Source organism: Mesorhizobium sp. LjNodule214 (genome assembly GCF_964252735.1).
GTDB lineage: Bacteria > Pseudomonadota > Alphaproteobacteria > Rhizobiales > Rhizobiaceae > Mesorhizobium.
Genome location: NZ_CAXUPE020000002.1, coordinates 1,786,472 through 1,807,090, shown reverse-complemented (window position 1 = coordinate 1,807,090; position 20,619 = coordinate 1,786,472). Strand labels below are relative to the sequence as shown.

The window sequence follows — 20,619 nt, the reverse complement described above, 5'->3', positions numbered from 1 at the left end:
TGACGATATTTGCCCTATCCCGATTCAAGTGGCTACCAGGCCCTGGGCATCCGCCCCCCTTTTGATCCGTGCCAGCACGGCGAGCATGTCGTCGAGCACGCCCATCTCAATCCAGCGGTAATAGCGCCGCTTGGAGCTACTTTCCGATCGACGAGAGGAATGGCAGCATTCCACATCCAAAACAGAAGTTCGTCCGACGGCGGTCGAATTCACAACCGTGACCCAACTCGGACATTCGATCAGCTCACGCCCAATGGTAGCCAATGACCCATAGCAGTCGTCGCGAATACGCTACCTGAACGTCGCGAAAGGATGGGAATGCGGTCGTTTGGCAGCCGGTACCTGCCAGGCCGGCACCTGTAACCCCGGCCGCACCACCGTCTGAAGGTCTAGCTCGCATCCACGGCGCTGTTTCTTCTTTGCAACAGGTCAGCCAATTCCGCGCAGCGGCGCCTCACGGCGTAAGCTTTGTGCTTTGTCTTTTGGATCTATTTGATGGAAATAATACCTGATCTGCAAGCGGGGAGGCGCCAGCATCATGTTTGATGAGGAGCGCCAAAATGAAGATCGAAGAAGCAGTTGCAGCAGCGACAGCCGAAGCGAGCGCGCTGCTGTCTTGCCTCGGCCAGCCTGTTGTCGCCTACCACGTCACGGCAATAATGAGAGAGGCAGACCTAGAACACGCTCGGGAGATGCAGCTCGCGTTGATGCGACGAAGCATTGAGGCTCTAGTCGATGATGGCCTGGAGGACGTCGCTGCCGAACATTTTGCATCTCTGTTCCACGGTCGTGTTGGCTTGACCTGGAGACTTCTGCACCTACCCGACGGCGCGTCGCACTGATATCGACCGAACCGGCCTCGCTCAGGCAGAGACATTTCTAATGTCAGCTTCTGATGCTGTGGACGGCTCTCCGACAACCGTTCAGCCTGTTTGGGCTGAAGAGGATGGAGGAGAGCCATGGAAGCGGCAGTTACGATCGGATTGGAGAACAAGGTATGGCGGTAATGAAGAAAACCTTGGATTGGGTGTCTAGGGTAGCTCCTATGCTAAGGACGCGGGGCCGAGCACCGCTCGAAGCCCTGGATCGTTCTGGCGGAGGCGTTCCTCAATCCATTGCGTCGTCTGGTCGTAAGCGTCCGAAAACAACTCGGAATGCCGACTCCAATCCATGAAGCCGATCGTGCTCGAAACCTGCGGACAGACCAAGACATCCTCGTCGCCGGCGGCAATGTCCTGCGGCCCGTGTGCCAGCATACTCGCGGCAATAACCTGAAGCATGCTTGGAACCTGCGGCAAGCGGGCACGGCCGAAAGGGTTCAGCAGGGCGACCGCCAGTTCCGATCTTCCGGGGAGGCGGTCATAGTCGATGTGGTATTTTTGCGGTTCACTGGACCCAAAGCTTACGATGACATTGGGGCCGGTCTTGAGTTCCCTCATCTGTTCCAGCGGCAAATTGTTCATGATGGCGCCGTCCACCAGCATATCGCCGTCAGCCGTAAAGAACGGCGGCAGGACACCCGGGAGCGAGCCGGATGCCCGAACGGCTTGCCAGAGTTTTCAACGACGGTGGACATGGGGTTGACGGCTGCTCAGATTGGTCGAAAGCGCAAAGAACGGAAGCCAAAGATCTTCGATCAGAACGTCGCCGTATTCCTCCTGAAGGGCACGATCGAAGGCTTTGTGATCTAGAAGCGCGAAACGCGGCAAGGTGGGGCGCCGAAACGCCCGACTCTTGACAAATACGTTGTGCGTGCCGCGGTCGATCTGCTCCGCGTCCAACCCTCTTGCGAAGCCGGCCATCATCGCCGCTCCGGAACTCGTCCCGCCGAGATAGTCGAAGCGCCCGCCCGCCTCGACGAACGCCTTGTAGACGCCCAGATGGGCGCTGCCCAGGGACCCACCCCCGCCGCCACGAAGCCACGTGCCTTGCAGGAAATAAATCGGACCAGGCGCTGGATATCGGACCCGTCCTCCAGCGCAACATGATGATGCTGGCCGACATGGGGACGCTCATCGAGCCACGCAGAGGTGCCGGAGACCGCAGCCGAGCGATTGTCGTGAATTAGGACAAGCCGACCGGTCGATGGTGGATGGACCGATAGCGCCAATTCCTCGGACGTGTTCAAGCGAGGCGAGCAGGACGCGTTCGCTAGCAACAGGACGGTATCGGCCTGGCGAATGCAGACTCGTGTCCATTCATTAGGTTCTTCATCGGCGACGTAGACAACGAATTCAGCTTGCGCCTCCAGTTCGTTCAACCAGTTCAGGACCGGCTGGTCGTCGATCGGACGACCTGCGAACTTCGCGTGGACGTCAAGCCGGGAAACGAACTGAGCGCGCGTGACCGCGCCGAACTCTTGCTGTAGGTGCCCGATGAAAACCGGTGAGATGCGACTTCCGCCGGCTGCAATGATGGCAAGCGTTCGGATCTTGGCAGGTTTCTGGAGACGTGACAAAATTGGAGATTGCGTGGCGAACCGGCGCGCCAGAGATATTGTGACCGCCTCTCTCAGGTTCGGCAAAGCCTCGGCCGCCTTCTCGAAATGATTACGACTGATTTCAAGGACGATCGAATCGCGCGCTGCAAGGACAGTGGCCGTACGGGGCAGCCCTGCAAAGAAACCAATTTCGCCGACTAGTTCGCCCTGTGCGATCTCGGCGACCGAGCCAATCGGATCTCCTTTGTGTACCGTAAAGCGACCGGACAGCACGATGAAAAATGTGTCCGAGGGATCGCCTTCGCGAACCAGAACCTCACCGCGTCTCAGGACCCGACGGTCGGATTCGGCAGCCAAAGCCTCGAGCGCCAGCAACGACGCCCGATCGAACATCAATGTCGCCGACAACAATTTCGCCGCGACAGAATCGGCTGAGGACATCTGAGTCACCACTTCGCTCTCACTGTAACCTTTGCCGATTGTGTTTGCAGCTTCGCGGCGTTTGGCAAACTGTTGCGCATTGCGACCGCCGAACCCGGCTGACGCGAGGTTTGGAGCTCCAATGCGTCGCTTCAACCAGCGGCGTCAGAGTCCGTGTTCCGGTACGGTGAACAGGCTCACAGGGTCAGGGATACCTCGGATGGGGAAGTCGCCCAGTTCCTCGACGGGCTCTCCGATCAATTCAGCAACCTTGTCGGACAGGAGCAAGCGCCGCCCGGTCGTTTTCGATAGCGGTTCGATCCGCGCCGCCAGATTGACAGTGCGCCCAATGGCGGTGAAGTCGAGCCGATCCCTGGAGCCGATATTGCCGAAGAATACGGGACCGCGATGCAGCGCAATTCCCATGCTGAGCGGCCGCCAGGAAAGGTCGCGCGACGGCTCGTCGGACTGAGCCTCGTTCAGGCTGTCCACCGCAACCAAACCGTTCCGAGCAGCGGCGAGTGCCGCAGCGGCGGCGGCCGGTGCCGACTGCGTGCCGAAAATGGGGAAGGCCGCCAGCATGCCGTCACCGACAAATTTCAGGACCTCACCGCCTTGTTCATGCACCGCATCCACGAGACCTTCGAAAAAGGCGTTCAGCAGCCGGATCATCTCGGCGCTATCGATGCGATCCGAGAGGCTGGTGAAGTTGCGCATGTCGGATACCCAGATGACCGCCTCGATGGTCTCGCCAAATCCGCGCCTTATGTCACCGGCGAGGACCCGCTTGCCAATGCGTCGGCCGAGATACGCATCGAGCACGTGCTCCGCAATCTTGCCACGCGAGACGATCTCGACATTGAGCGCCAGAGCCGGGCGCAACGCCTCGACGGCTTCGATGGTGGCGCGAGAAAAGCCCCCTGCTTGCCGTGTGGCAAGCGTCATCAGCGTAAACTGGCGGTCGTCCCGCTTCAGCGCGAAGCCCCAATAGTCCGTGTATCCAGCCGCCGCGAGGGTCTGCATGATCGGGTATGTCGACTGCGCCACTGGATCCTGGGGGTTCACCCGAATTGACCGGCCCTCCTCGATGATCGGCCTGAGGGGGCTGGTCAGGTAGTCGGTTGTTTCGCGGACATGCGCGTTGACTTCCACCTCATCACAGACACCGAGATCTCCGCGCCAGTTCGCCGTGATGCCCAGAAGCTGCGGATGCAGCGTCGACATGAGCAGCGTTGCCCGCTCGATCGGCTGGCCTGCCGCAACCAGTCGGGCGATGACGCCGTCCAGCAGCTCTGCCGGTCCGGCGGATGCTGCCGTCCCCGACATCAGCCAGTCGAGCGCCGTGCCGTCATCTATCGTTAATCGCGAAACAGGCCGGCGCTGAACCAGCCGGACATCAGGCGGGTATTCCAAGCCCACCGGACCAGTCGACAGCGATGCTTCAGCGAGTTCGGATCGTTGAGCCGGCATCATTCCTCGCGGCGTCATTCAAACGACAGATAGGCTTCCGAGGGGCAATCGCCAAGCTCCTATCATACGGCCTTTGAGCCCATCACTGTCTGTACAGGGTCAGGAGCTACGTCAAATCTTCACTATGGAATCTCCCTCCTGATCTACGCGGTAGCAATACGTCTAATCTTCGCGATCGAGGGTTGGACCGTATGGCGGCCTTTCCTCAGTTCGTGGGCTGGCGACCGTTGGGAACACAAAAACGTTCTCGAAACGATCGTCACAATGATGCTGACGTTCATAGTGTTCACCTTTGGCTCGCTTCTCGTGGCCGTTCAGATCGCCGGAGGACAAATGACGCCGCGGATCATGGCGGCCACGCTTCTGCGCGACAACGCGATCCGATTTTCAGTTGGCGCTCGATCAGCTTCAGCGTCTGCTGAGCATGGTCGGCCAGCGGCATCTTCACCGTGAGGAGAACTGAACAAATCCGGCGAGCTGCGGGTGGTTTTCCACACACCGAACTGGAATGATTTTGTGCAAGTGATTTTTAGCGAAATCCGCCTTTATGGCGCGGAGAACTTCCAGATAGCGCGGCGTCTGCGTGCTGTGATTGAGCATCTTGCCCGGACTCTTCCGGAGCGTCGTCGCCCGGCCTTGCACGCAGAGCTTGACCTACTTGATCGCACGATCGTGAAGCTCCATGCCCTCGCAGAAGACATTGCGCTTGCTCGTGTTCCCGATACTCAGGGGCTCGGAGGTTCATCCCCTCGATAGGCGGCTACCAAATCGGACGCCGATGTGAGCACCAGCACGCAGCACTCCACCGCAACTACGAGCAGAGTTTCGAGGTCCCCACGCGTGGGAGGGAGGATCGGCGTCAAGACGACCTGGTAGGGCGATTGGCCGGAGCTGACTGAAGGGCCGCTTCTTCAGCAAGAACCGGTCATTGCCCTCGTATTTCCTGATGGTCCTTTGATGGCGCAACCACGACCTCCACCGTGGTCGCCGGCAACGTCTGCTATCGGGCAACAGCAAAGATCACCTCAACGGCCGACATGCGGCGCAAAGCTGCCGTTCGCGCCGTCGAGGACGTACGTCGGCTTCGGGTCAGAACCAGCACTCACGCCAGCCCCTACCTCTCCTCCACAATCCGCAAATACGCCGCCGTCACGAACAGCACGATCAGCCCGAACAGCATCCGCCTTGCCCCTTCCGGCATTTGCAGGATCGTCAGCAGCGTCGTCAGAACGGTGAGGATCAGGGCGCCGATGATGGTGCCGGTGTAGCCGCCGCGGCCGCCGAAGATGGAGGTGCCGCCGATCACGGCGGCGGCCACCGAAGGCAGCACTAGCGGTTCGGCCAGCGACAGTGACGGCGCCTTGATCAGGCCGATATAGAGCAGGCCGGTGATGCCGGCGAGCAGGCTGGAGATGACGTAAAGCGCGGTGATCACCTGCCAGTAGCGCACGCCCGACAAGCGCGCCGCGCGTTCATTGTCGCCGACGGCGTAGAGCAGGCGGCCGAAGCCGGTGCGGCGCAGCGTGAAGACGATCAGCACCGCCAGCGGCACGAACAGCAGCAGCGCGTTGGGGAAGCCGTAGGTCAGGCCGGTGCCCAGCCAGTTCAGGAAATCCGGGATTTTTGCGCCGGAAGCGATCACGGTGCGCTGGTAGACCTGCAGGCAGCCGGTGCCGATCAGGCTGGTGCCGAGCGTCATGATCAGCGGGTGGACGCGGAAGACGCCGACGCCGATGCCGTTGATCAGGCCGATCAGCAGCGCCGGCATCATCGCCAGCAGGAAGGCCACCGCCGGGTCCTGGTTGACGATCTGCGTCGCCATGATGAAGGCGCTCATCGTCGCCACCGTGCCGACCGAGAGGTCGATGCCGCCGGTCAGCATGGTCATGGTCTGGCAGCCGGCGAGGATTGCCAGCGGGATGGCGAACTTCACCGTGTTGGCGAGCCAGCGCTCGTTGACGATGCCGGGGCGCAGGATCTGCAGGATCACCACCAGGATGACGAGCAGGATCATCAGCGGCACCAGCGGCCGGTCGGCCATGAAGCGCTTGAGGCGGCGGCCGAAGGATACCGGCTGGGGCATTGTCGCGCTGCTGCTCATGGCATTGCTCCTGCCGGGCGGCCTCTTATCGTGATGAAGGCGCCGAACATCACCACGGCGACCATGATGGCGCCCTCGATGATGGCGGTGACGTTGGGATCGATGGCGAGCAGGGTGAGATCGGTGCGCACCAGCCGCAGCACGAAGACGGCGACGATCGGGCCGAGCAGGCCGCCCTTGCCGCCGCCGAGCGCGACACCGCCCAGCACCACGGCCGCGACGCTGGCCAGCAGATAGGGGCCGGGAATGGGGGCGCCGATGCCGGTGCTCATGGTCAGCGCCAGCCCGCCCATGGCAGCGAACAGGCCCGACAGCGCATAGGCGATGATGCGGGTGCGGGCGACCGGCACGCCGCTGCGGAAGGCGGCCAGCTCGCTCGAGCCGATGGCATAGATCGAGAGGCCGAGCTTCGAGCGCCTGAGCGGTATCCAGATGATGCACAGGCACACGACCAGCAGCACCAGCGCCTTCGGCACCCAGGCGTCGATGTTGTCGGGCACGCCGGGTATAGGCAGCGTGCCGACGATACTGGCCTTCAGCCATTCGGCGGCCGCACCGCCCGGCGCGCCGAGCACCAGCAGGGCCGCACCTTGCAGCACGAACAAAGTGGCCAAGGTGACGACGATGTCGGGCACGCGGGTGACGACGATGAGGATGCCGTTCAACGCGCCCAGCACCAGGCCCATGGCAAGCACGAAGGGCACCACGAACAGCGCATATTCCTCGCTGGCGCCGTTCATCATCGCGGCGGCGGTGACGCTGGTCAGCGCCATCATGGCGGCGACCGAAAGGTCGATGCCGCCGGCGATAACGACGATGGTCTGGGCGGCGACCGCGAAGGCGTAGGGCAGCACGGCGCGCACCAGCGAGCCGAAATCGCCGCTGCCATAGCCCGGCTGGATCAGCTTGGTGAGCACGAACAGCAGCACGAAGAGGGCGAACAGGCCGGCGACCCAGCCCTGATTGCGGAAGAAGCGGGTCAAGGGGCTGCCTCCGGGGTCGAAGATTTCGACGTCGGATCGGCCAGGATGCCGACATCGACGCTGACGCCGCGCGGCAGGCCATAGGCAGCGCGCATCAGCGTCGGCTCGTCGGCCTCCTCGACCGGGAAGATGTCGACGACATGCCCGCCGAAGATGACGATGACGCGGTCGCAGACGCGTTGCACCTCTTCGAGTTCGGAGGTGTAGAACAGCACCGACTTGTCCAGGCCGGCGAGTTCGCGCAGCAATTTGTAGATCTCCTGCTTGGTGCCGACATCGATGCCGCGCGTCGGGTCGAAGCACAGGATGGTGCGCGCGTTGGCGGCGATCCAGCGGGCGATCGTCACCTTCTGCTGGTTGCCGCCGGAGAGGCGCTGCACCTCGCCTTGCGCGCGGGTGTCGATCTGCAGGCGGGCGATGGCGCTGGCGACCACCGTACGCTCCTTGTTCACCCGGATCGGACCCCATTTGCGGAGTGCGGCGCTGAAGGGCAGCGCAATGTTCTCGTGCACCGAGCGCTGCATGGCGAGTGCCTCGGTGCGATCGCCCGGCACATAGGCGATCCCGGCGCGAATGGCGTCGCTCGGGTGCGTGAATTTCACCGGCTGGCCGTCAACCTCGATCGAGCCGCCGGAGGGCCGGATGGAGCCGGCGAGCGCGGCAAAGAGTTCGTCCTGGCCTTGTCCTTCAAGCGCGACGACGCCCACGACCTCGCCATTGGCGAGCTCGAAGGAGACGTCTTGGAGCTTGGTGCCGACGCGCAAATTGCGGACGCCAAGGCGCGGGCGGCTCGCCGCGGTCGAAGCGGCCTGACCGGCGGGGCGCGCAGCCATTTGGGTCTTGACGATCCTGGCGCCGAGCATCAGCTCGACGATCTTCTCCTCGACGCCGGGCTCGATGTCGACGACGCCGACGGTCTCGCCGTCGCGCAGCACCGTGGCGCGATCGCACAGCGCCGAGATCTCGACGAAACGGTGCGAAATGAAGATCACCGAGCGGCCGCTGTCGCCTTGCCGGCGCACGACTTCCAGCACTTTTTCGGCGAGGTTGGCGGGGAGCGCTGCCGTCATCTCGTCGAGCAGCAGCACGTCGGGCTCGACGGCCAGCGCCCGCGCCAGGTCGAGCACGCGCAAAACGGCGAGCGGGATGTCGCGCGCGGTGTCGCGCAGGTCGAGGTCGGGAATGCCGAGCTCGCGCACCCAGGCGCGGAACGGCTCGACCGGCGTGCCGGTCAGGCGAAGGTTGGACAGCACGTCGAGATCGGGGATCAGCGACGGCTCCTGGTAGACGGGCAGCAAGCCGGCACGGCGGGCGGCTGCGGGCGAGCGTATGTCGCGCGTTTCGCCGCGGATCAGGACACGGCCGGCGTCCGCGTGGATGGCGCCGGTCAAGATCTTCACCAGCGTCGACTTGCCGGCGCCATTGGCGCCCATCAGCGCATGGACCTCGCCCGGTAGCACCGACAGCGATGCGTTGCGAAGTGCCGCAACCGCACCGTAATTCTTGGCGACGCCGGTGGCGTCCAGCAATGGGCTTTCTGGCAGAGGGTTCGTCGTCAAACGGGCGTTCCCAATCATTCAGCGAGGACGGCAGACCGTTGTCCGCCGTCCTCGTGGTTTAGCTCAGGCAAGATTACTCGCCCGGACCCTTGCAGGCGACGATCTGCTCTTTCGTGTAAGTGGTCCAGTCCGGGATCGAGATCGAGACCGGCCATTCCGGGCTGAGCGACGGGTCGGCGGCGGCCTTGAGCTTGGCCTTGCCTTCCTCGGTGGCGTTCTCCCAGAGCTGCGGCTCGACCAGCACGGTCTGCTGCGCCGGCTTCTTGCCGTTGAGGATCTGCAAGGCCAGTGTGACGCCGGCGCCACCGATCGAGCCGGGGTTGGTGACGGCCGCGCCGACCAGACCCTTGACCGAGCTCAGCTGGCCGACGAAGCCGGCATTGTCGGCGCCGACCACCGGCACCAGCGGCGCCTGCGATTCGACCAGCGCATCGACGATCACGTTGTCGATGCCGGACGTCCAGATGCCGTTGAAGGGCGCTCCCGTGGCGAGGAAGGAGAGGATCTGCTGCTTGCCCTGATCCTGCTGCCAGCCGGTGAAGACCTCCTGCGCCACCTTCACGTCCGGGAATTCGGCAAGCGCCTTCTTGAAGCCCTTGTCGCGATCGCTGTCGGCCGAAGCGCCGGCGGCGCCGCGCATATAGACAACCTCGCCCTTGCCGCCCATCTGCTGGAACAGCCATTTGGCGCCGAGATAGGCGTACTGCTCCTGGTTGTTGGAGATGATGTAGGCGGACGGCTCGGTGACCGCCTGGTCGACGGCGACGACGACGATGCCGGCCTTGGTGGCCTCCTCCAGGCCGGCCTTGATGCCGGCCGGGTCGGCCGGGTTGACGACGATGGCGTTGACCTTGGCGCTGATCAGGTTGCGGATGTCTTCCAACTGGCCGGCCGCGTCGGTGTTGCGGTGGGCGATGTTGAGTTTCGTCACTTCGCCGGAGGCGAGCGCCTGCGCTTTCATCGCGCAGATCATCTCCTCGCGCCAGCCATTGCCCTGCACGGTGTTGGAGATGCCGATCGTGTACTTGCCCTCGGCGGACGAGGCGCCCACCGAGGCCAGGAAGGCCGCGCCGGCAAGTAGCGGGACCATGGTCAGGTATTTCTTCATTTCAGTACTCCTCCACATTGATCTTTAGTTTCAGTCTTAAAGCTGTTTCTCCGTCATTTCACGAACGGGCGCAGCACGTCGCGAGCGAGCAGGAACCCTCGCTTGATGTTGTTATCGCTCCCCTCGAACCGCCGGTCCTCGTGCTCGATGATGACGGATCCGTCGTAGCCGGCCCCGTAGAGGCCGGAGAAGATGATTTTCCAATCGACATCGCCGAGCCCCGGCATGCGCGGCACTTGCCAGCCTATGCCGGCCGAAAGGATTCCGCGCTCATAGAGTCCATCATGATCAATCATCAGATCCTTGGCATGGACATGCAGCATGTAGGGACCGAACTCGCGGATGAAACGCTCCTGGTCGATCATCTGCCAGACAAGGTGCGACGGGTCGAAATTCATGCCGATATCGCCGCCGAAGGCTTCGAGGATGCGGCGCCAGATCTGCGGCGAATAGGCGATGTTGTGCCCGCCCGGCCATTCGTCGTAGCTGAAGATCATCGGACAGTTTTCGAAGGCCAGCCTGACGCCGTTGTCGCGCGCATGGGCGATGATGGCGGGCCAGACCTTGAGCGCCGCTTCCCAATTGACGTCGACCGGCTTGGAGGCATCGCCGCCGCAGAAGGTGTTGACCAGCGAAACGCCCATCCGCCCTGCCAGCACGATCACCTGCTTCAGATGATCGATGACAGCCTCGCGATGGCCGGCATCGGGGTGCAGCGGGTTGGGGTAATAGCCGAGAGCCGAGATCGAGAGTTGCTTCCCGGCGATCGCAGCGGCGATTTCCTTCGCCTGAGATGCTGAGGTCCCAGCGGCATCGATATGGCTGGTGCCGGCGTAGCGGCGACTGTCGCCCGAGGATTTCGGCCAACAGGCGATCTCCAGCGCCTCGAAGCCGGCCGAGCTTGCCCAGTCGGCGACCCCGGCGAGTGGAGTATCCGGAAATGGTGCTGTGAGCAGTCCAAGCTTCATGATGCCTCCCTTGTCGTACTATGCAGATCGTATCGGTCGCTTCAACCGCGTATCTATTGGCTCAGTGCAGGCATGTCTGACAAAGGCCAGCGGATTGTCTGAGAGCAGGCCATCGAGCCCGGCGATGACATTTGCACGGAACATAGTGTTGGCGGCCAGTGACGGATCGAAGATCGCTTCTATCGCAAGAATGGCGTCGGCGAGGCCCTTGGTGTTGGCGCCGATGCGATCGGCGATGGCCGAGATCCTTCCGGCAAAGGGGTCGGACACCTGCCAGCACTTGCCGAAGCGCGGGGCGGCCTTGATCAGATAGGCCATCCAGCCGACGACGGGCACCGACAGCAGCGTGATGCTCCCACCCTGCCGCAACCGGTCGCGGATCGGGTTGAGCAGACGCTGCACGATCTTCTGCGAGCCGTCGGTGGCGATCTGGTGGTTGCGGTGGCGGATCGCGGTGTTGGCGAGACGTGCCAGGCTTTGCTCGACATAGGCAGGCGGTGAAATGCCAGGCACTAGCGCCAGCGTCGGCATCGTCTCCTCGGTCAGCATGCGGCGGACGAACGTGGCGAGCAGCGGATCGGCGATCGCATCCGACGTGTGCTCGAAGCCGCCGAGCACGCCGAGGTAGGCAAGCGTCGTCTGGGCGCCGTTCAGCACCCGCATCTTCAGGTGCTCGAACGGTGTGACGTCGTCGACGAAGCTCGCCCCAACGAGGTCCCAGCGCGGTACGCGGCCGGCGAATTTCTGCTCGATCACCCATTGCCGGAACGGCTCGCTGACCACCACGGCGGCATCGCGATAGCCGAAGCATTGCTCGACGGTGTCGATGTCGGCTTGCGTGGTCGCCGGTGCGATGCGGTCGACCATGGTCGAAGGGAAAGCGACATTGGCGGCGATCCAGTCCGAAAGGCCATTGCCGCGCCGTTCGGCCATCGCCCGCACGACTTTGCCGAGGATGACACCGTTGGTCGGGATGTTGTCGCAGGAAAGCAGTGTCATCGGCCGATCATGCGACGCCATTCGAAGCTCCAGCGCCCGCGCCAGAATGCCCGGCACACTGCGCGGTGTATGCGGGTTGGCGAGATCGTGGACGATGTCAGGGTGGTCGAGGTCGAGCGCGCCGGTGGAGGGGACGTGGCAATAACCCTTCTCGGTGACCGTCAGCGTGACCATTTCGATGTCGGCCGAGGCCAGCATCGCCAACGCCGGCGCGGCGCTGTGCTGGCTGTCGACAACGCGGATGATGCTGCCGATGACGCGCGCCTCGACCTCGTCGTCTTTTCGGATGAGCCGCGTGTACAGGCCGCGCTGGCTGCCGAGCGTTTCGGCTAGCAGGGGCGGGCGGATGTTGATGCCGACCACGCCCCATCGATCGAACTGCCGGGACAAAAGATCGTCGGTGTATTCGGCCTGGTGGCAGCGATGGAAGGCGCCGACACCGAAATGCGCCATGCCAGGCATGAGGGCAGCACGGTCATAGGAAGGTGTGCGGACAGTGGCTGGAAGCCGGCTAAGCAATGCCGGGCCGAGGGTGTCTGGCAATGCGGCAGCGGCGCTCACCGGTTCGCCCCGATCACCGACTGTTCCTGGTCGATCACCGCGCCGGTCATCGGCCCGGCCGCGTCGGAAAGCAGGAAGACGGCGAGGTAGGCGATATCGTTCGGCGTCAGCAGCCGCCCGAATGGCTGCGCGGCGTTGGCGGCGTCGAGCCAGCCCGGGCCGTGGCCCAGCGTTTGCGCCTGCATCACGCGTTCGGCGGGTGTGTCGGTCCAGCCGACATTGATGCCGTTGACGCGGATGCGGTCGAAGCGGTGGGCGTTGGCGGCATTCTTGGTCAGCGTCGACAGCGCGCCTTTGGTGGCGGAATAGACGGCAAGCTCGGGTGAGCCGCAATGGGCGTTGATCGACAGGATGTTGACGATGGCGCCGCCTTGGCCGCGCTTCCTCATGTCGGCGATGGCCGCTTGCATGAGGAAGAAGGGGGCGCGGGCGTTGACGGCAAACAACGCTTCCCAGTCGTCGAGGCCGGCATCGACGAAAGAGGCGCGGTCGGTCAAGCCGGCGGCGTTGACCAGCCCGTCGATGCACTCGAAACGGGAAAGGCATGCCGCGACCAGTTGGGCCGGCGCCTCGGGGTCCCCGAGATCAGCGGCGACGAATTCTGTCGGCGTGCCCATTGCGGAGAGCGACGCCGCCGCGATCTTGCCGCGCGCCGGGTCGCGGCCGGTGATCAGCAGGCCTTCGGCGCCGGAACGCGCCAGCGTCTCGGCGATCGCCAGGCCGATGCCTTGCGTTGCGCCGGTGACCAGCACCACCTTGCCGTCGAGCCGAACCTCCATTCCTCCTCCGTGGAACAAAGTTTCTATTTTTCAAATATGGAACGACAGTTCTCCTCAGTCAATCGTTCCGGTCATTCTGTCCGGCGCGCGACCACGCCGTGGACCAACGCCATGCCGACGGCGAGCGAGGCGGCCAGCGAGCGGAAGCCGGCGAAGTCGGACTCCACCACTTCCAGCCAGGTGTCGGAAAGCTTGATCAGCGGCGAGAAGGTGCTGTCGGTGATGGTGACGATGCGCGCCTTGCGCTCATGCGCGACGGCGACCAGATCCGGCGTGATCGAATTGTAAGGGCTGAAACTCACCGCCAGCACCGCATCGCGCTTGCCGATGCAGCCGACCTGATCGAGCGCGGTGGAACCGACATTGTCGACCAGCACGTTGCGCACGCCTTGCTGCGAAAGCGTCAGCGAGAGATAGGTGGTGACGGGGAAGGCGCGCTTGCTGCCGATGACATAGATCAGGTCGGCGGCGACGAGATGATCGACCATCTTTTCGAAGCTTGCGATGTCGAAGCCGCTGTCGATGCGGCCAAGCGAGGCCTGCGACGCCCCGACCATGCCGTGCAGAAAATGCAAATCGGCGTTGGGTTCGGCCGCCGTCCGCTCCGGGCCACGTCCCTCCGGCCAGGAGCCTTTCATATGGTCCTTGAACAGGCCCTGGAAATCGGAAAAGCCAGCATAGCCGAAAATCTGCGCGAAGCGCACCAGCGTCGAAGGCTGCACGCCGGCCTGCTCTGCCACCTGCGCGATGGTGCCCAGCGCCACATCGCTCGGATGCTGCCACAGGAAGATGGCGACCTGGCGCAGCCGCTTGGGGAAATGCACGGTGCCGGAGGAGAGCACCGCGCGCAATTCCTCATAGGTCTGCGGCTTGGTGTAGCCGAGCGCCGCCAGCGAGCGTCCACGTTTCCTGGTCGCGGCCTCGTCGACACTGGACCGTTCCGATGACATTTGCGCTCCGCTCATGGCTTCACGCTAGCGCGGTACGATCGTTTTACAAAATGGAAATTGGAAATCATGTTCGAAAATGCTAGCGGCATTTCAGGCTATGCACGCTATCGAAAATCCGGGAGGAGTTTGAAAGATCATGGTCTATGCAACATCGGACGGATCGACGCGCAAACGCCTGACGGTCGGTATGGTCGGGGGCGGCCGCAATGCCTTCATCGGCGCGGTGCATCGCCTCGCCATGCGCCTCGACGACCAGATCTCGCTGGTTGCCGGAGCGCTGTCCTCGGATCCCGAAAATGCCGCAGCATCGGCTGCAGAGATCGGCATCGCGCCGGAGCGGAGCTACGCCGATTATCATGCCATGGCAAAGGCGGAAGCGGCACGGCCGGATGGCATCGAAGCCGTGGTCATCGTCACGCCCAACCATCTGCATGCGCCGATCGCCACCGCTTTCCTCGAAGCCGGCATCGACGTCATCTGCGACAAGCCGCTGTCGACGACACTGGCCGATGCCGAAGCGCTGGTTAAGCTGGCGCGGGCGAAGAAGCGCCGGTTCGTCGTCACCCTCAACAACACCGGCTACGCCATGGTCCGCCAGGCGCGTGAGATGGTGGCGGCGGGCGAGCTCGGCAGGATCGTGTCCGTTCACGCCGCCTACATCCAGGACTGGCTGACGCAGCCGATCGACGCGCAAGGGCAGAAGCAAGCGGAATGGCGCACCGACCCGGCGCGCGCAGGGCGGTCGGCGGTGCTCGCCGATATCGGCGTCCATGCCTTCAACCTGGCGAGTTTTATCTCCGGCTGCGAGGCCGAGGCGGTTTCGGCCGATCTGTTCACCGCCGTGCCGGACCGGCGCCTCGACGACAACGCGCATGTGCTGGTGCGCTGGACAGGCGCGGCGCGCGGCACCATCCTCGCCAGCCAGACATCGCCCGGCCACTACAATGATCTCTCGGTGCGCATCTATGGCGACAAGGCCGGGCTCGAATGGTCCGGCACGCGGCCGGAAGAACTGCGCTTCTCGCGCTATGGCGAGGAGACGCGTACACTGGTGCGCGGCGGCCATGGTTCGACCGACGAAAGCCGGCGCGTGTCGCGCATGCCGGCCGCCCACCCGGAAGGCTATATCGAGGCCTTCGCCAACTTTTATCGCGACGCCGCCGACATAATCCGCGCCCATCGCTCGGGCGCCGCGGTCGATCCCGCACGCGCGGCGCAGGTGCCCGATGTCGTCGATGGCGCGCGTGGCGTGAAGTTCGTCGCGGCGGCCGTTGAATCGAACGCCGGCGGTGGGGCGTGGACGCCAGCGCGGTTTGCGTAAATCGAGAGCACCTATCCCTTGATTGCCGTGCTTTGAACGCCTCGAGGCGCACGGTCCTACAGCGTTATCCGATGATCCTTTTTGCATCGCGCATACCGGGCCTTGCCGACCTCGCGGAGCGCCATAATTCCATTCTGGGGTTGGGGTGAATCACCTGCTGGTAGGAGGCGGCCGTGAAACACCAAACACTTGACCAACTGCAAAGCGTTGCCGACGTTCACGCCGAAGCGACGCTTCTGATTGCCACTCGGGGCCAGCGCCTCGAGCGCTGGGCGCAACTTCTGGAGCAAAATCCCGACCGGTGCCTTGGGGCGCTTGCGGGCACCGAATACATAGGCGCGGAGGTCCGTGACAGAATGCGTTCCGCGGGCTCACCCATCACCGTCGCATTCGAGGATCCGATCTTTCGCGCGCAAGGCCTGAAGGAGGATACTTACGGTGAAGCCAAGCGCTTCTTCGAACTGACCGATTGGCAGTTGCACGAAATCGTCTGCCATTGCCATGTCGGCGCGACGATGCCGGCACGATGGGCCGCGACGCGCGTCCGCGCGGCACTGTCCGGGAAGTTCGGTTTCTTCGCCTGGCTGCGGGGAGTACTCATGCTTTGACGAAACAGGTTCTTGCGTAGCGGCAAGGGTTCATATCCGTGAGGCGATGGATACAGTTCACCGCCTCACGGGGCAGACGAGCGAAGCGCAACCGTCAAGGAATATCCGGCACCATCAAGTCCGCGTCGGCGCAAATGGGCGCGATATGGCGAGACCTGGCTTCGACAGTAAGGAATGTATGCGGCGCCTGCTTACGCTCCCGGCGGGCGATACCGGATCGACTTAGCCTTGCCGAGGGCTTCAATCGTTTCCTCGACGTCTAGAAGGACGGTCGTCTCATAAGAACTGAGGGCACCTCCCGCACCGATGGCAAGCACGACAGATGCCATCGAGACGTTATCTGGCGCCTCCCAAAGGTTCCAGCCATCGTGCTCTCCGAAGGCGTACCAGAACCCGTGCAGCTTTCCGCCCACCGACTCGATGTACGAACGGGCCGCCTCGCGTCGATCCTCGGGGTTTTCGATCAAACGCGCCCACGTCTGGGGCGTATAGCTGAACCGCGAGAGATACATAGGCATGGTCACCTCCAGGCCCCACCGATTCACAGCGGCTCGGCGTCGAGGGGTATCGGAGGGGGGCTGGCGCCGAGCCTAGCCGGCTTCGGGGGTAGTTCGCCAGCTGAATTGAATATGCGCCTACGCTAATGGAAGCGCAATCCCGAGGCGGGGCCTGACAGAGCCAGCACCGTTTTGACTCGCAAGACTCCCACGAAACAGTACGTTCCCTTATCCAATGGCCGGAGTTTTCACAGTGCTAGCTGTCATCTCGGAATTATGGCCTCACCCGGATCGGCAGATTGACTACGATACCCTGGCAGCGGAGTTACGTCCGCTGCTGGAATCCATCGATAACACAGGACGGAGTTAAGGCGCAGATCGAGGAAATCACACCGAAGGTGAAGAATCGCTGATGAGCAACCCGGAGGCAGCGGCGGCGAAGAGCGATCACCGGCGAGGCAGCGGCTGCTAATTTAAACATCCTCCAGAATGCCCGCCGATCGGGCCCATCCCGCGAAAGCGAGACGCAAGCAAGAGTTCGTCGCGAGTAATGCCGATGTCGCTGAGCATTTCATCCCGTGACAGGTTCAGTTCGTCCACTGCCATTAACATTGCTCTTCGCTCGTCTCGACGACGTAGCCAATCGATCAAGGAACCGATTGCGACAACAGGACCCTTCACAAGCATCGGAGTTCTCCCTCACCTCTACTGGGACTGGGAACTGGACACTTGAGCTATAACCCTCCGATGCGTCTGTGAGAAAATTCACACTTCTCCCTGCTCTGCGCTGCGACCAATCGATGATGCCGCGTGGGCGGTGTGCATCGCCGCAGGAACAATGTTCGATTCTCGGATGATCTACTAACGCCAATGGCAACGATGACAAACCCCGCTTCGGCGGGTTTTTGTTGGTTATGGCAATCGGAGAAAATGGCCTAAAAACACAATGAAATCAAAGCAGCTGGCGGAGAGAGCGGGATTCGAACCCGCGTTACGGTCTCCCGTAAACACACTTTCCAGGCGTGCGCCTTCAACCACTCGGCCACCTCTCCGTCCTTGCATGGCGCGCCGGCCGGTTTTGCCGCGCGGGTTGGGGACATGCATCCCCTTGGGAGCGGAACCTCCGCGTCGTGGGTGCCGTCAACCATCGGGCAACCCTTCCCCGCACCTGAAGCCGTCGAAGCAACAGGCGCGGGGCTCATCTAGTCGATCCCGCGGCGAATGCCAAGCCATAATGGCGCTTCGCCGGCTTTGCCGCGCACGGATCGTCGGCGATGCCGCCGGCGCGGTGCTTTTCAGCATGCCAGCGGGCAAATGATGTGCACAGGCGGTGCGGCACAGCCTGTCGTTGCTTGACTTCGCCGGCCGTCCCCTGTCGAGTCGAGGCAAGGCTTTGCGGGGGCACTGTCGGCAGATGATTTCCATCAACCAGGAGCCGGCCGGGCGGCCGGACAGCGGTCTGTCCTACGTGCCGGTGGCGTGGCTTTGCATCACCATGGCGCTTTCGGTCTATGGCCTGATCTCGTCATGGCGGGTGATCGGCGGCTACGACCTGCCGGACAGCGTCGCATACTTCGTTTACAGCGGTCTTGCCGGCGGCATCGTCACCATTCTATGGGGCCTTTACCTGCTCGGCCTTGCCTTCAACCGCTCGCCGCGCTTTCCGCGTCACTTCATCATCTGGCAGGTCGTCACCATCGTTTGGTTGGCGGCGAGGCTGGCCTATGTGCTGCTCGCGCCGGATTTCGGCTTTTCAGCGCAGGGACTTGCCCTCAGCCTGGGCGAAATCGCCATCGGCGTGCTCTGCATCTATCTATTGCGCCGCGGCTCGGGCGCTGAGACGGTCTATGCCAATCCGGAAACCCAGAGCCCGTCGGTTCTGGTGTCGGTCGTCGCCGCCTTGCTCGGCATCATCCTCGGTGCCGCACTCGGCGCCTGCGTCGGGTTCGCCGCCGGCTCGCTGATCGCTGAAATTACCGACATGAGCTGTTTCGAGGGTGCCTGCGGCTATTTTACCGTTTTCATCGGCCTGGCCGGGCTGGTTGTCGGCGCCATCGCCGGCGGGCTGTTCGCCGTCTGGCGTGTGAACCGGCGAAAAGCCAAGCCGACTTAAAGCGCATCGCGACTTTCAAATTCGCGTGTCGCGATTGCCGTCAGGGCAGGCGCGTTCTATCTCTCGGTTGGGAAGGGACGATACCCGGGTCCAAGGGAGGGGCCAGGGAGATCCTGGGGAGGAAGTCTGATGTTCCGTTTCATCTTTCGTCTCGCGGCGATGGTCGCGCTTTCGATTTCCGTCATCATGGCGGTGATCGATGCGACGCGCTCGGTGGCGGCCTCGGCGCTTGTCATGACGCCGCTCAATGCAAGCTGGTTGGCGGTCTCCACCGACACCCGCGCGGCCTTCGAAAGCTACGTGCGCGCCAAGGCCAGCCCGCTGCTGTGGGATGGCGTCATCGCCTTTGTGCTCGGCCAGCCCGGCTTTGCCGTGTTCGCGGTGCTGGCCTTCCTGCTCTATGCCGTCGGCTACCGGCGGCAACGGCGCAATGAATTCGCCGCGACCTGACGTTTGCGGACCACCAGCACGAAGAACCTTACGGCAGCTTGGCGAACGCAATGATGCGCGCTGCCGCCCACCCGCGCCATGCTTTTCCAAAAGGTCAAAATTCCGCGTGAATTTTGTTTCGGGCCGTGCCAGATTGGCCCGGAGCGGGAGGGGAGTACACTCCTGCCTGACGTCGCGTGCCTGCCGGAGAACCGGGCAGGACGCGGTGTACAACGGAAAAATAACCGACAGGGTGTGGATCACATGAAACGTATCGTTCTCGGCCTCCTGGCCGCAACTGTAATGGTTCTTCCGGCCTTCGCCGCGGATATCCAGCCAGCCATTCTTTATGATCTTGGCGGCAAATTCGACAAGTCCTTCAACGAGGCGTCCTACAACGGCGCTGAAAAATTCAAGACCGAGACCGGCATTGCCTATGTCGAATTCGAGGTCTCCAACGCCACCCAGCGCGAGCAGGCGCTGCGCCGCTTCGCCGAGGACGGCCGCAATCCGATCGTCATGGCGGGTTTCTCCTGGGCTGACGCGCTGGACAAGATCGCCGTGGAGTTCCCCGACACCAAGTTCGCCATCATCGATATGGTCGTCGATAAGCCCAATGTCCGCTCCGTCGTCTACAAGGAGCAGGAAGGCTCCTATCTGGTCGGCGTGATGGCGGCGATGGCGTCGAAGTCCAAGAAGGTCGGCTTCATCGGCGGCATGGACATTCCGCTGATCCGCAGATTCGGCTGCGGCTATGTCGGTGGCGCCAAGGCGGCAGGGGCGACGGACGTCATCCAGAACATGACGGGTGACACGCCCGCCGCCTGGAACGACCCGGCCAAGGGCGGCGAGATCGCCAAGACCCAGATCGACCAGGGCGCCGACGTGGTCTACGCGGCGGCCGGCGGCACTGGTGTTGGCGTGCTGCAGGCAGCAGCAGACGCCGGCAAGCTCGGCATCGGCGTCGATTCCAACCAGAACGGCCTGCAGCCCGGCAAGGTGCTGACCTCGATGGTCAAGCGCGTCGACGTTGCCGTGTACAACACCTTCATGGACGCCAAGAACGACAAGTTCACCAGCGGCATCAACGACCTCGGCCTCAAGGAAGGCGGCGTCGACTACGCCATGGACGACAACAACAAGGCACTTGTCGACGACGCGATGAAGACGGCCGTCGAAAAGGCCAAGGCCGACATCATCGCCGGCACGGTCAAGGTGCACGACTATATGTCGGACAACGCCTGCCCGTATTGATCGCGACCAATATCACTTGCAAACCGCCGGGCGAAAGCTCGGCGGTTTTGTTTTGGCTG

General features: G+C 63.0%; 20 protein-coding genes, 1 tRNA gene and 2 pseudogenes. 7 read left to right on the top strand and 16 right to left on the bottom strand.

Features of this window, described 5'->3' with window-relative positions:
* Nucleotides 1-36 precede the first annotated feature (36 nt).
* Nucleotides 37-132: pseudogene (locus ACSQ3Z_RS22510) on the bottom strand (IS5/IS1182 family transposase); the annotation flags it as partial.
* Between the two features lie 428 nt (nucleotides 133-560).
* On the opposite strand from ACSQ3Z_RS22510, the gene ACSQ3Z_RS22505 reads away from it, so the two are divergent.
* Complete coding sequence (locus ACSQ3Z_RS22505; RefSeq protein ID WP_436173460.1) at nucleotides 561-842, top strand: hypothetical protein; 282 nt, start codon at nucleotides 561-563, stop codon at nucleotides 840-842.
* 201 nt (nucleotides 843-1,043) lie between these two features.
* Here ACSQ3Z_RS22505 and ACSQ3Z_RS22500 read toward each other — a convergent pair whose 3' ends face one another.
* The 4 genes and pseudogenes from ACSQ3Z_RS22500 to ACSQ3Z_RS22485 all read right to left on the bottom strand — a co-directional run bounded on the left by ACSQ3Z_RS22500 (nucleotide 1,044) and on the right by ACSQ3Z_RS22485 (nucleotide 4,333).
* A complete protein-coding gene (locus tag ACSQ3Z_RS22500) occupies nucleotides 1,044-1,484 on the bottom strand; it encodes a hypothetical protein (protein ID WP_436173990.1) in 441 nt (146 codons plus the stop codon).
* An 18-nt stretch (nucleotides 1,485-1,502) separates the two neighbouring features.
* Nucleotides 1,503-1,880: pseudogene (locus tag ACSQ3Z_RS22495) on the bottom strand (patatin-like phospholipase family protein); the annotation flags it as partial.
* Complete coding sequence (locus ACSQ3Z_RS22490) at nucleotides 1,802-3,016, bottom strand: cyclic nucleotide-binding domain-containing protein (protein WP_436173459.1); 1,215 nt, start codon at nucleotides 3,014-3,016, stop codon at nucleotides 1,802-1,804. The pseudogene ACSQ3Z_RS22495 and the gene ACSQ3Z_RS22490, both read right to left, overlap by 79 nt.
* Nucleotides 3,017-3,025: 9 nt before the next feature.
* Nucleotides 3,026-4,333, bottom strand: a complete 1,308-nt coding sequence (locus tag ACSQ3Z_RS22485; RefSeq protein WP_436173458.1) for an adenylate/guanylate cyclase domain-containing protein — start codon at nucleotides 4,331-4,333, stop codon at nucleotides 3,026-3,028.
* Between the two features lie 261 nt (nucleotides 4,334-4,594).
* Between ACSQ3Z_RS22485 and ACSQ3Z_RS22480 the strand changes: the two genes are divergently transcribed.
* Complete coding sequence (locus ACSQ3Z_RS22480; RefSeq protein WP_436173457.1) at nucleotides 4,595-4,783, top strand: hypothetical protein; 189 nt, start codon at nucleotides 4,595-4,597, stop codon at nucleotides 4,781-4,783.
* A 661-nt stretch (nucleotides 4,784-5,444) separates the two neighbouring features.
* Here the strand turns inward: ACSQ3Z_RS22480 and ACSQ3Z_RS22475 are convergent.
* The 8 genes from ACSQ3Z_RS22475 to ACSQ3Z_RS22440 all read right to left on the bottom strand — a co-directional run bounded on the left by ACSQ3Z_RS22475 (nucleotide 5,445) and on the right by ACSQ3Z_RS22440 (nucleotide 14,353).
* Nucleotides 5,445-6,431 carry an ABC transporter permease gene (locus tag ACSQ3Z_RS22475; RefSeq protein WP_436173456.1) on the bottom strand — a complete coding sequence of 329 codons (987 nt, stop codon included), beginning with the start codon at nucleotides 6,429-6,431 and terminating at the stop codon, nucleotides 5,445-5,447.
* Nucleotides 6,428-7,414 carry an ABC transporter permease gene (locus ACSQ3Z_RS22470; RefSeq protein WP_436173455.1) on the bottom strand — a complete coding sequence of 329 codons (987 nt, stop codon included), beginning with the start codon at nucleotides 7,412-7,414 and terminating at the stop codon, nucleotides 6,428-6,430. The genes ACSQ3Z_RS22475 and ACSQ3Z_RS22470 overlap by 4 nt, the downstream gene beginning before the upstream one ends.
* Nucleotides 7,411-8,958 (bottom strand): sugar ABC transporter ATP-binding protein, encoded by a 1,548-nt coding sequence (locus ACSQ3Z_RS22465; RefSeq protein ID WP_436173964.1) that lies wholly within the window; start codon nucleotides 8,956-8,958, stop codon nucleotides 7,411-7,413. Before ACSQ3Z_RS22465 ends, ACSQ3Z_RS22470 begins: the two co-directional genes overlap by 4 nt.
* Nucleotides 8,959-9,046: 88 nt before the next feature.
* Nucleotides 9,047-10,081 (bottom strand): ABC transporter substrate-binding protein, encoded by a 1,035-nt coding sequence (locus ACSQ3Z_RS22460; RefSeq protein ID WP_436173454.1) that lies wholly within the window; start codon nucleotides 10,079-10,081, stop codon nucleotides 9,047-9,049.
* Between the two features lie 53 nt (nucleotides 10,082-10,134).
* Complete coding sequence (locus ACSQ3Z_RS22455) at nucleotides 10,135-11,049, bottom strand: sugar phosphate isomerase/epimerase family protein (RefSeq protein WP_436173453.1); 915 nt, start codon at nucleotides 11,047-11,049, stop codon at nucleotides 10,135-10,137.
* A gap of 18 nt (nucleotides 11,050-11,067) precedes the next feature.
* Nucleotides 11,068-12,609, bottom strand: coding sequence for a mannitol dehydrogenase family protein (locus tag ACSQ3Z_RS22450; protein WP_436173452.1), 1,542 nt, complete (start codon nucleotides 12,607-12,609; stop codon nucleotides 11,068-11,070).
* Nucleotides 12,606-13,388 (bottom strand): SDR family oxidoreductase, encoded by a 783-nt coding sequence (locus ACSQ3Z_RS22445; protein ID WP_436173451.1) that lies wholly within the window; start codon nucleotides 13,386-13,388, stop codon nucleotides 12,606-12,608. Before ACSQ3Z_RS22445 ends, ACSQ3Z_RS22450 begins: the two co-directional genes overlap by 4 nt.
* Before the next feature lie 71 nt (nucleotides 13,389-13,459).
* Nucleotides 13,460-14,353: a MurR/RpiR family transcriptional regulator gene (locus ACSQ3Z_RS22440; protein ID WP_436173450.1), complete on the bottom strand. Its 894-nt coding sequence runs from the start codon at nucleotides 14,351-14,353 to the stop codon at nucleotides 13,460-13,462.
* 121 nt (nucleotides 14,354-14,474) lie between these two features.
* Between ACSQ3Z_RS22440 and ACSQ3Z_RS22435 the strand changes: the two genes are divergently transcribed.
* Together ACSQ3Z_RS22435 and ACSQ3Z_RS22430 are read left to right on the top strand one after the other, a co-directional pair.
* Entirely contained in the window at nucleotides 14,475-15,659 is a 1,185-nt protein-coding gene (locus tag ACSQ3Z_RS22435; protein WP_436173449.1) for a Gfo/Idh/MocA family protein, read from the top strand.
* Nucleotides 15,660-15,832: 173 nt separating this feature from the next.
* The gene (locus ACSQ3Z_RS22430) at nucleotides 15,833-16,267 is read left to right on the top strand and encodes a hypothetical protein (RefSeq protein ID WP_436173448.1); all 435 of its coding nucleotides are present in this window, start codon (nucleotides 15,833-15,835) and stop codon (nucleotides 16,265-16,267) included.
* 191 nt (nucleotides 16,268-16,458) lie between these two features.
* Here ACSQ3Z_RS22430 and ACSQ3Z_RS22425 read toward each other — a convergent pair whose 3' ends face one another.
* From ACSQ3Z_RS22425 to ACSQ3Z_RS22415, 3 genes are all read right to left on the bottom strand, one after another.
* Nucleotides 16,459-16,785, bottom strand: a complete 327-nt coding sequence (locus ACSQ3Z_RS22425) for a GYD domain-containing protein (protein WP_120014089.1) — start codon at nucleotides 16,783-16,785, stop codon at nucleotides 16,459-16,461.
* A 447-nt stretch (nucleotides 16,786-17,232) separates the two neighbouring features.
* Nucleotides 17,233-17,451: a hypothetical protein gene (locus ACSQ3Z_RS22420; protein WP_436173447.1), complete on the bottom strand. Its 219-nt coding sequence runs from the start codon at nucleotides 17,449-17,451 to the stop codon at nucleotides 17,233-17,235.
* 275 nt (nucleotides 17,452-17,726) lie between these two features.
* Nucleotides 17,727-17,816: transfer RNA gene (locus ACSQ3Z_RS22415), tRNA-Ser, on the bottom strand.
* Nucleotides 17,817-18,178: 362 nt separating this feature from the next.
* Here ACSQ3Z_RS22415 and ACSQ3Z_RS22410 point away from each other — a divergent pair.
* The 3 genes from ACSQ3Z_RS22410 (at nucleotide 18,179) to ACSQ3Z_RS22400 (ending at nucleotide 20,560) form a co-directional block, all read left to right on the top strand.
* Nucleotides 18,179-18,877: a hypothetical protein gene (locus tag ACSQ3Z_RS22410; RefSeq protein ID WP_436173446.1), complete on the top strand. Its 699-nt coding sequence runs from the start codon at nucleotides 18,179-18,181 to the stop codon at nucleotides 18,875-18,877.
* Between the two features lie 129 nt (nucleotides 18,878-19,006).
* Nucleotides 19,007-19,327, top strand: coding sequence for a hypothetical protein (locus tag ACSQ3Z_RS22405; protein WP_436173445.1), 321 nt, complete (start codon nucleotides 19,007-19,009; stop codon nucleotides 19,325-19,327).
* Nucleotides 19,328-19,570: 243 nt separating this feature from the next.
* The gene (locus tag ACSQ3Z_RS22400) at nucleotides 19,571-20,560 is read left to right on the top strand and encodes a BMP family lipoprotein (protein WP_436173444.1); all 990 of its coding nucleotides are present in this window, start codon (nucleotides 19,571-19,573) and stop codon (nucleotides 20,558-20,560) included.
* The last annotated feature ends 59 nt before the right edge of the window (nucleotides 20,561-20,619 follow it).

Bases quoted from the DNA above. Each gene is read 5' to 3' on its own strand.
- ACSQ3Z_RS22505 (WP_436173460.1), top strand. From the start codon at position 561: ATGAAGATCGAAGAAGCAGTTGCAGCAGCGACAGCCGAAGCGAGCGCG.
- ACSQ3Z_RS22500 (WP_436173990.1), bottom strand. From the start codon at position 1,484: ATGCTGGTGGACGGCGCCATCATGAACAATTTGCCGCTGGAACAGATG.
- ACSQ3Z_RS22485 (WP_436173458.1), bottom strand. From the start codon at position 4,333: ATGATGCCGGCTCAACGATCCGAACTCGCTGAAGCATCGCTGTCGACT.
- ACSQ3Z_RS22480 (WP_436173457.1), top strand. From the start codon at position 4,595: ATGATGCTGACGTTCATAGTGTTCACCTTTGGCTCGCTTCTCGTGGCC.
- ACSQ3Z_RS22475 (WP_436173456.1), bottom strand. From the start codon at position 6,431: ATGAGCAGCAGCGCGACAATGCCCCAGCCGGTATCCTTCGGCCGCCGC.
- ACSQ3Z_RS22460 (WP_436173454.1), bottom strand. From the start codon at position 10,081: ATGAAGAAATACCTGACCATGGTCCCGCTACTTGCCGGCGCGGCCTTC.
- ACSQ3Z_RS22455 (WP_436173453.1), bottom strand. From the start codon at position 11,049: ATGAAGCTTGGACTGCTCACAGCACCATTTCCGGATACTCCACTCGCC.
- ACSQ3Z_RS22445 (WP_436173451.1), bottom strand. From the start codon at position 13,388: ATGGAGGTTCGGCTCGACGGCAAGGTGGTGCTGGTCACCGGCGCAACG.
- ACSQ3Z_RS22440 (WP_436173450.1), bottom strand. From the start codon at position 14,353: ATGAGCGGAGCGCAAATGTCATCGGAACGGTCCAGTGTCGACGAGGCC.
- ACSQ3Z_RS22435 (WP_436173449.1), top strand. From the start codon at position 14,475: ATGGTCTATGCAACATCGGACGGATCGACGCGCAAACGCCTGACGGTC.
- ACSQ3Z_RS22425 (WP_120014089.1), bottom strand. From the start codon at position 16,785: ATGCCTATGTATCTCTCGCGGTTCAGCTATACGCCCCAGACGTGGGCG.
- ACSQ3Z_RS22420 (WP_436173447.1), bottom strand. From the start codon at position 17,451: ATGCTTGTGAAGGGTCCTGTTGTCGCAATCGGTTCCTTGATCGATTGG.
- ACSQ3Z_RS22410 (WP_436173446.1), top strand. From the start codon at position 18,179: ATGATTTCCATCAACCAGGAGCCGGCCGGGCGGCCGGACAGCGGTCTG.
- ACSQ3Z_RS22405 (WP_436173445.1), top strand. From the start codon at position 19,007: ATGTTCCGTTTCATCTTTCGTCTCGCGGCGATGGTCGCGCTTTCGATT.
- ACSQ3Z_RS22400 (WP_436173444.1), top strand. From the start codon at position 19,571: ATGAAACGTATCGTTCTCGGCCTCCTGGCCGCAACTGTAATGGTTCTT.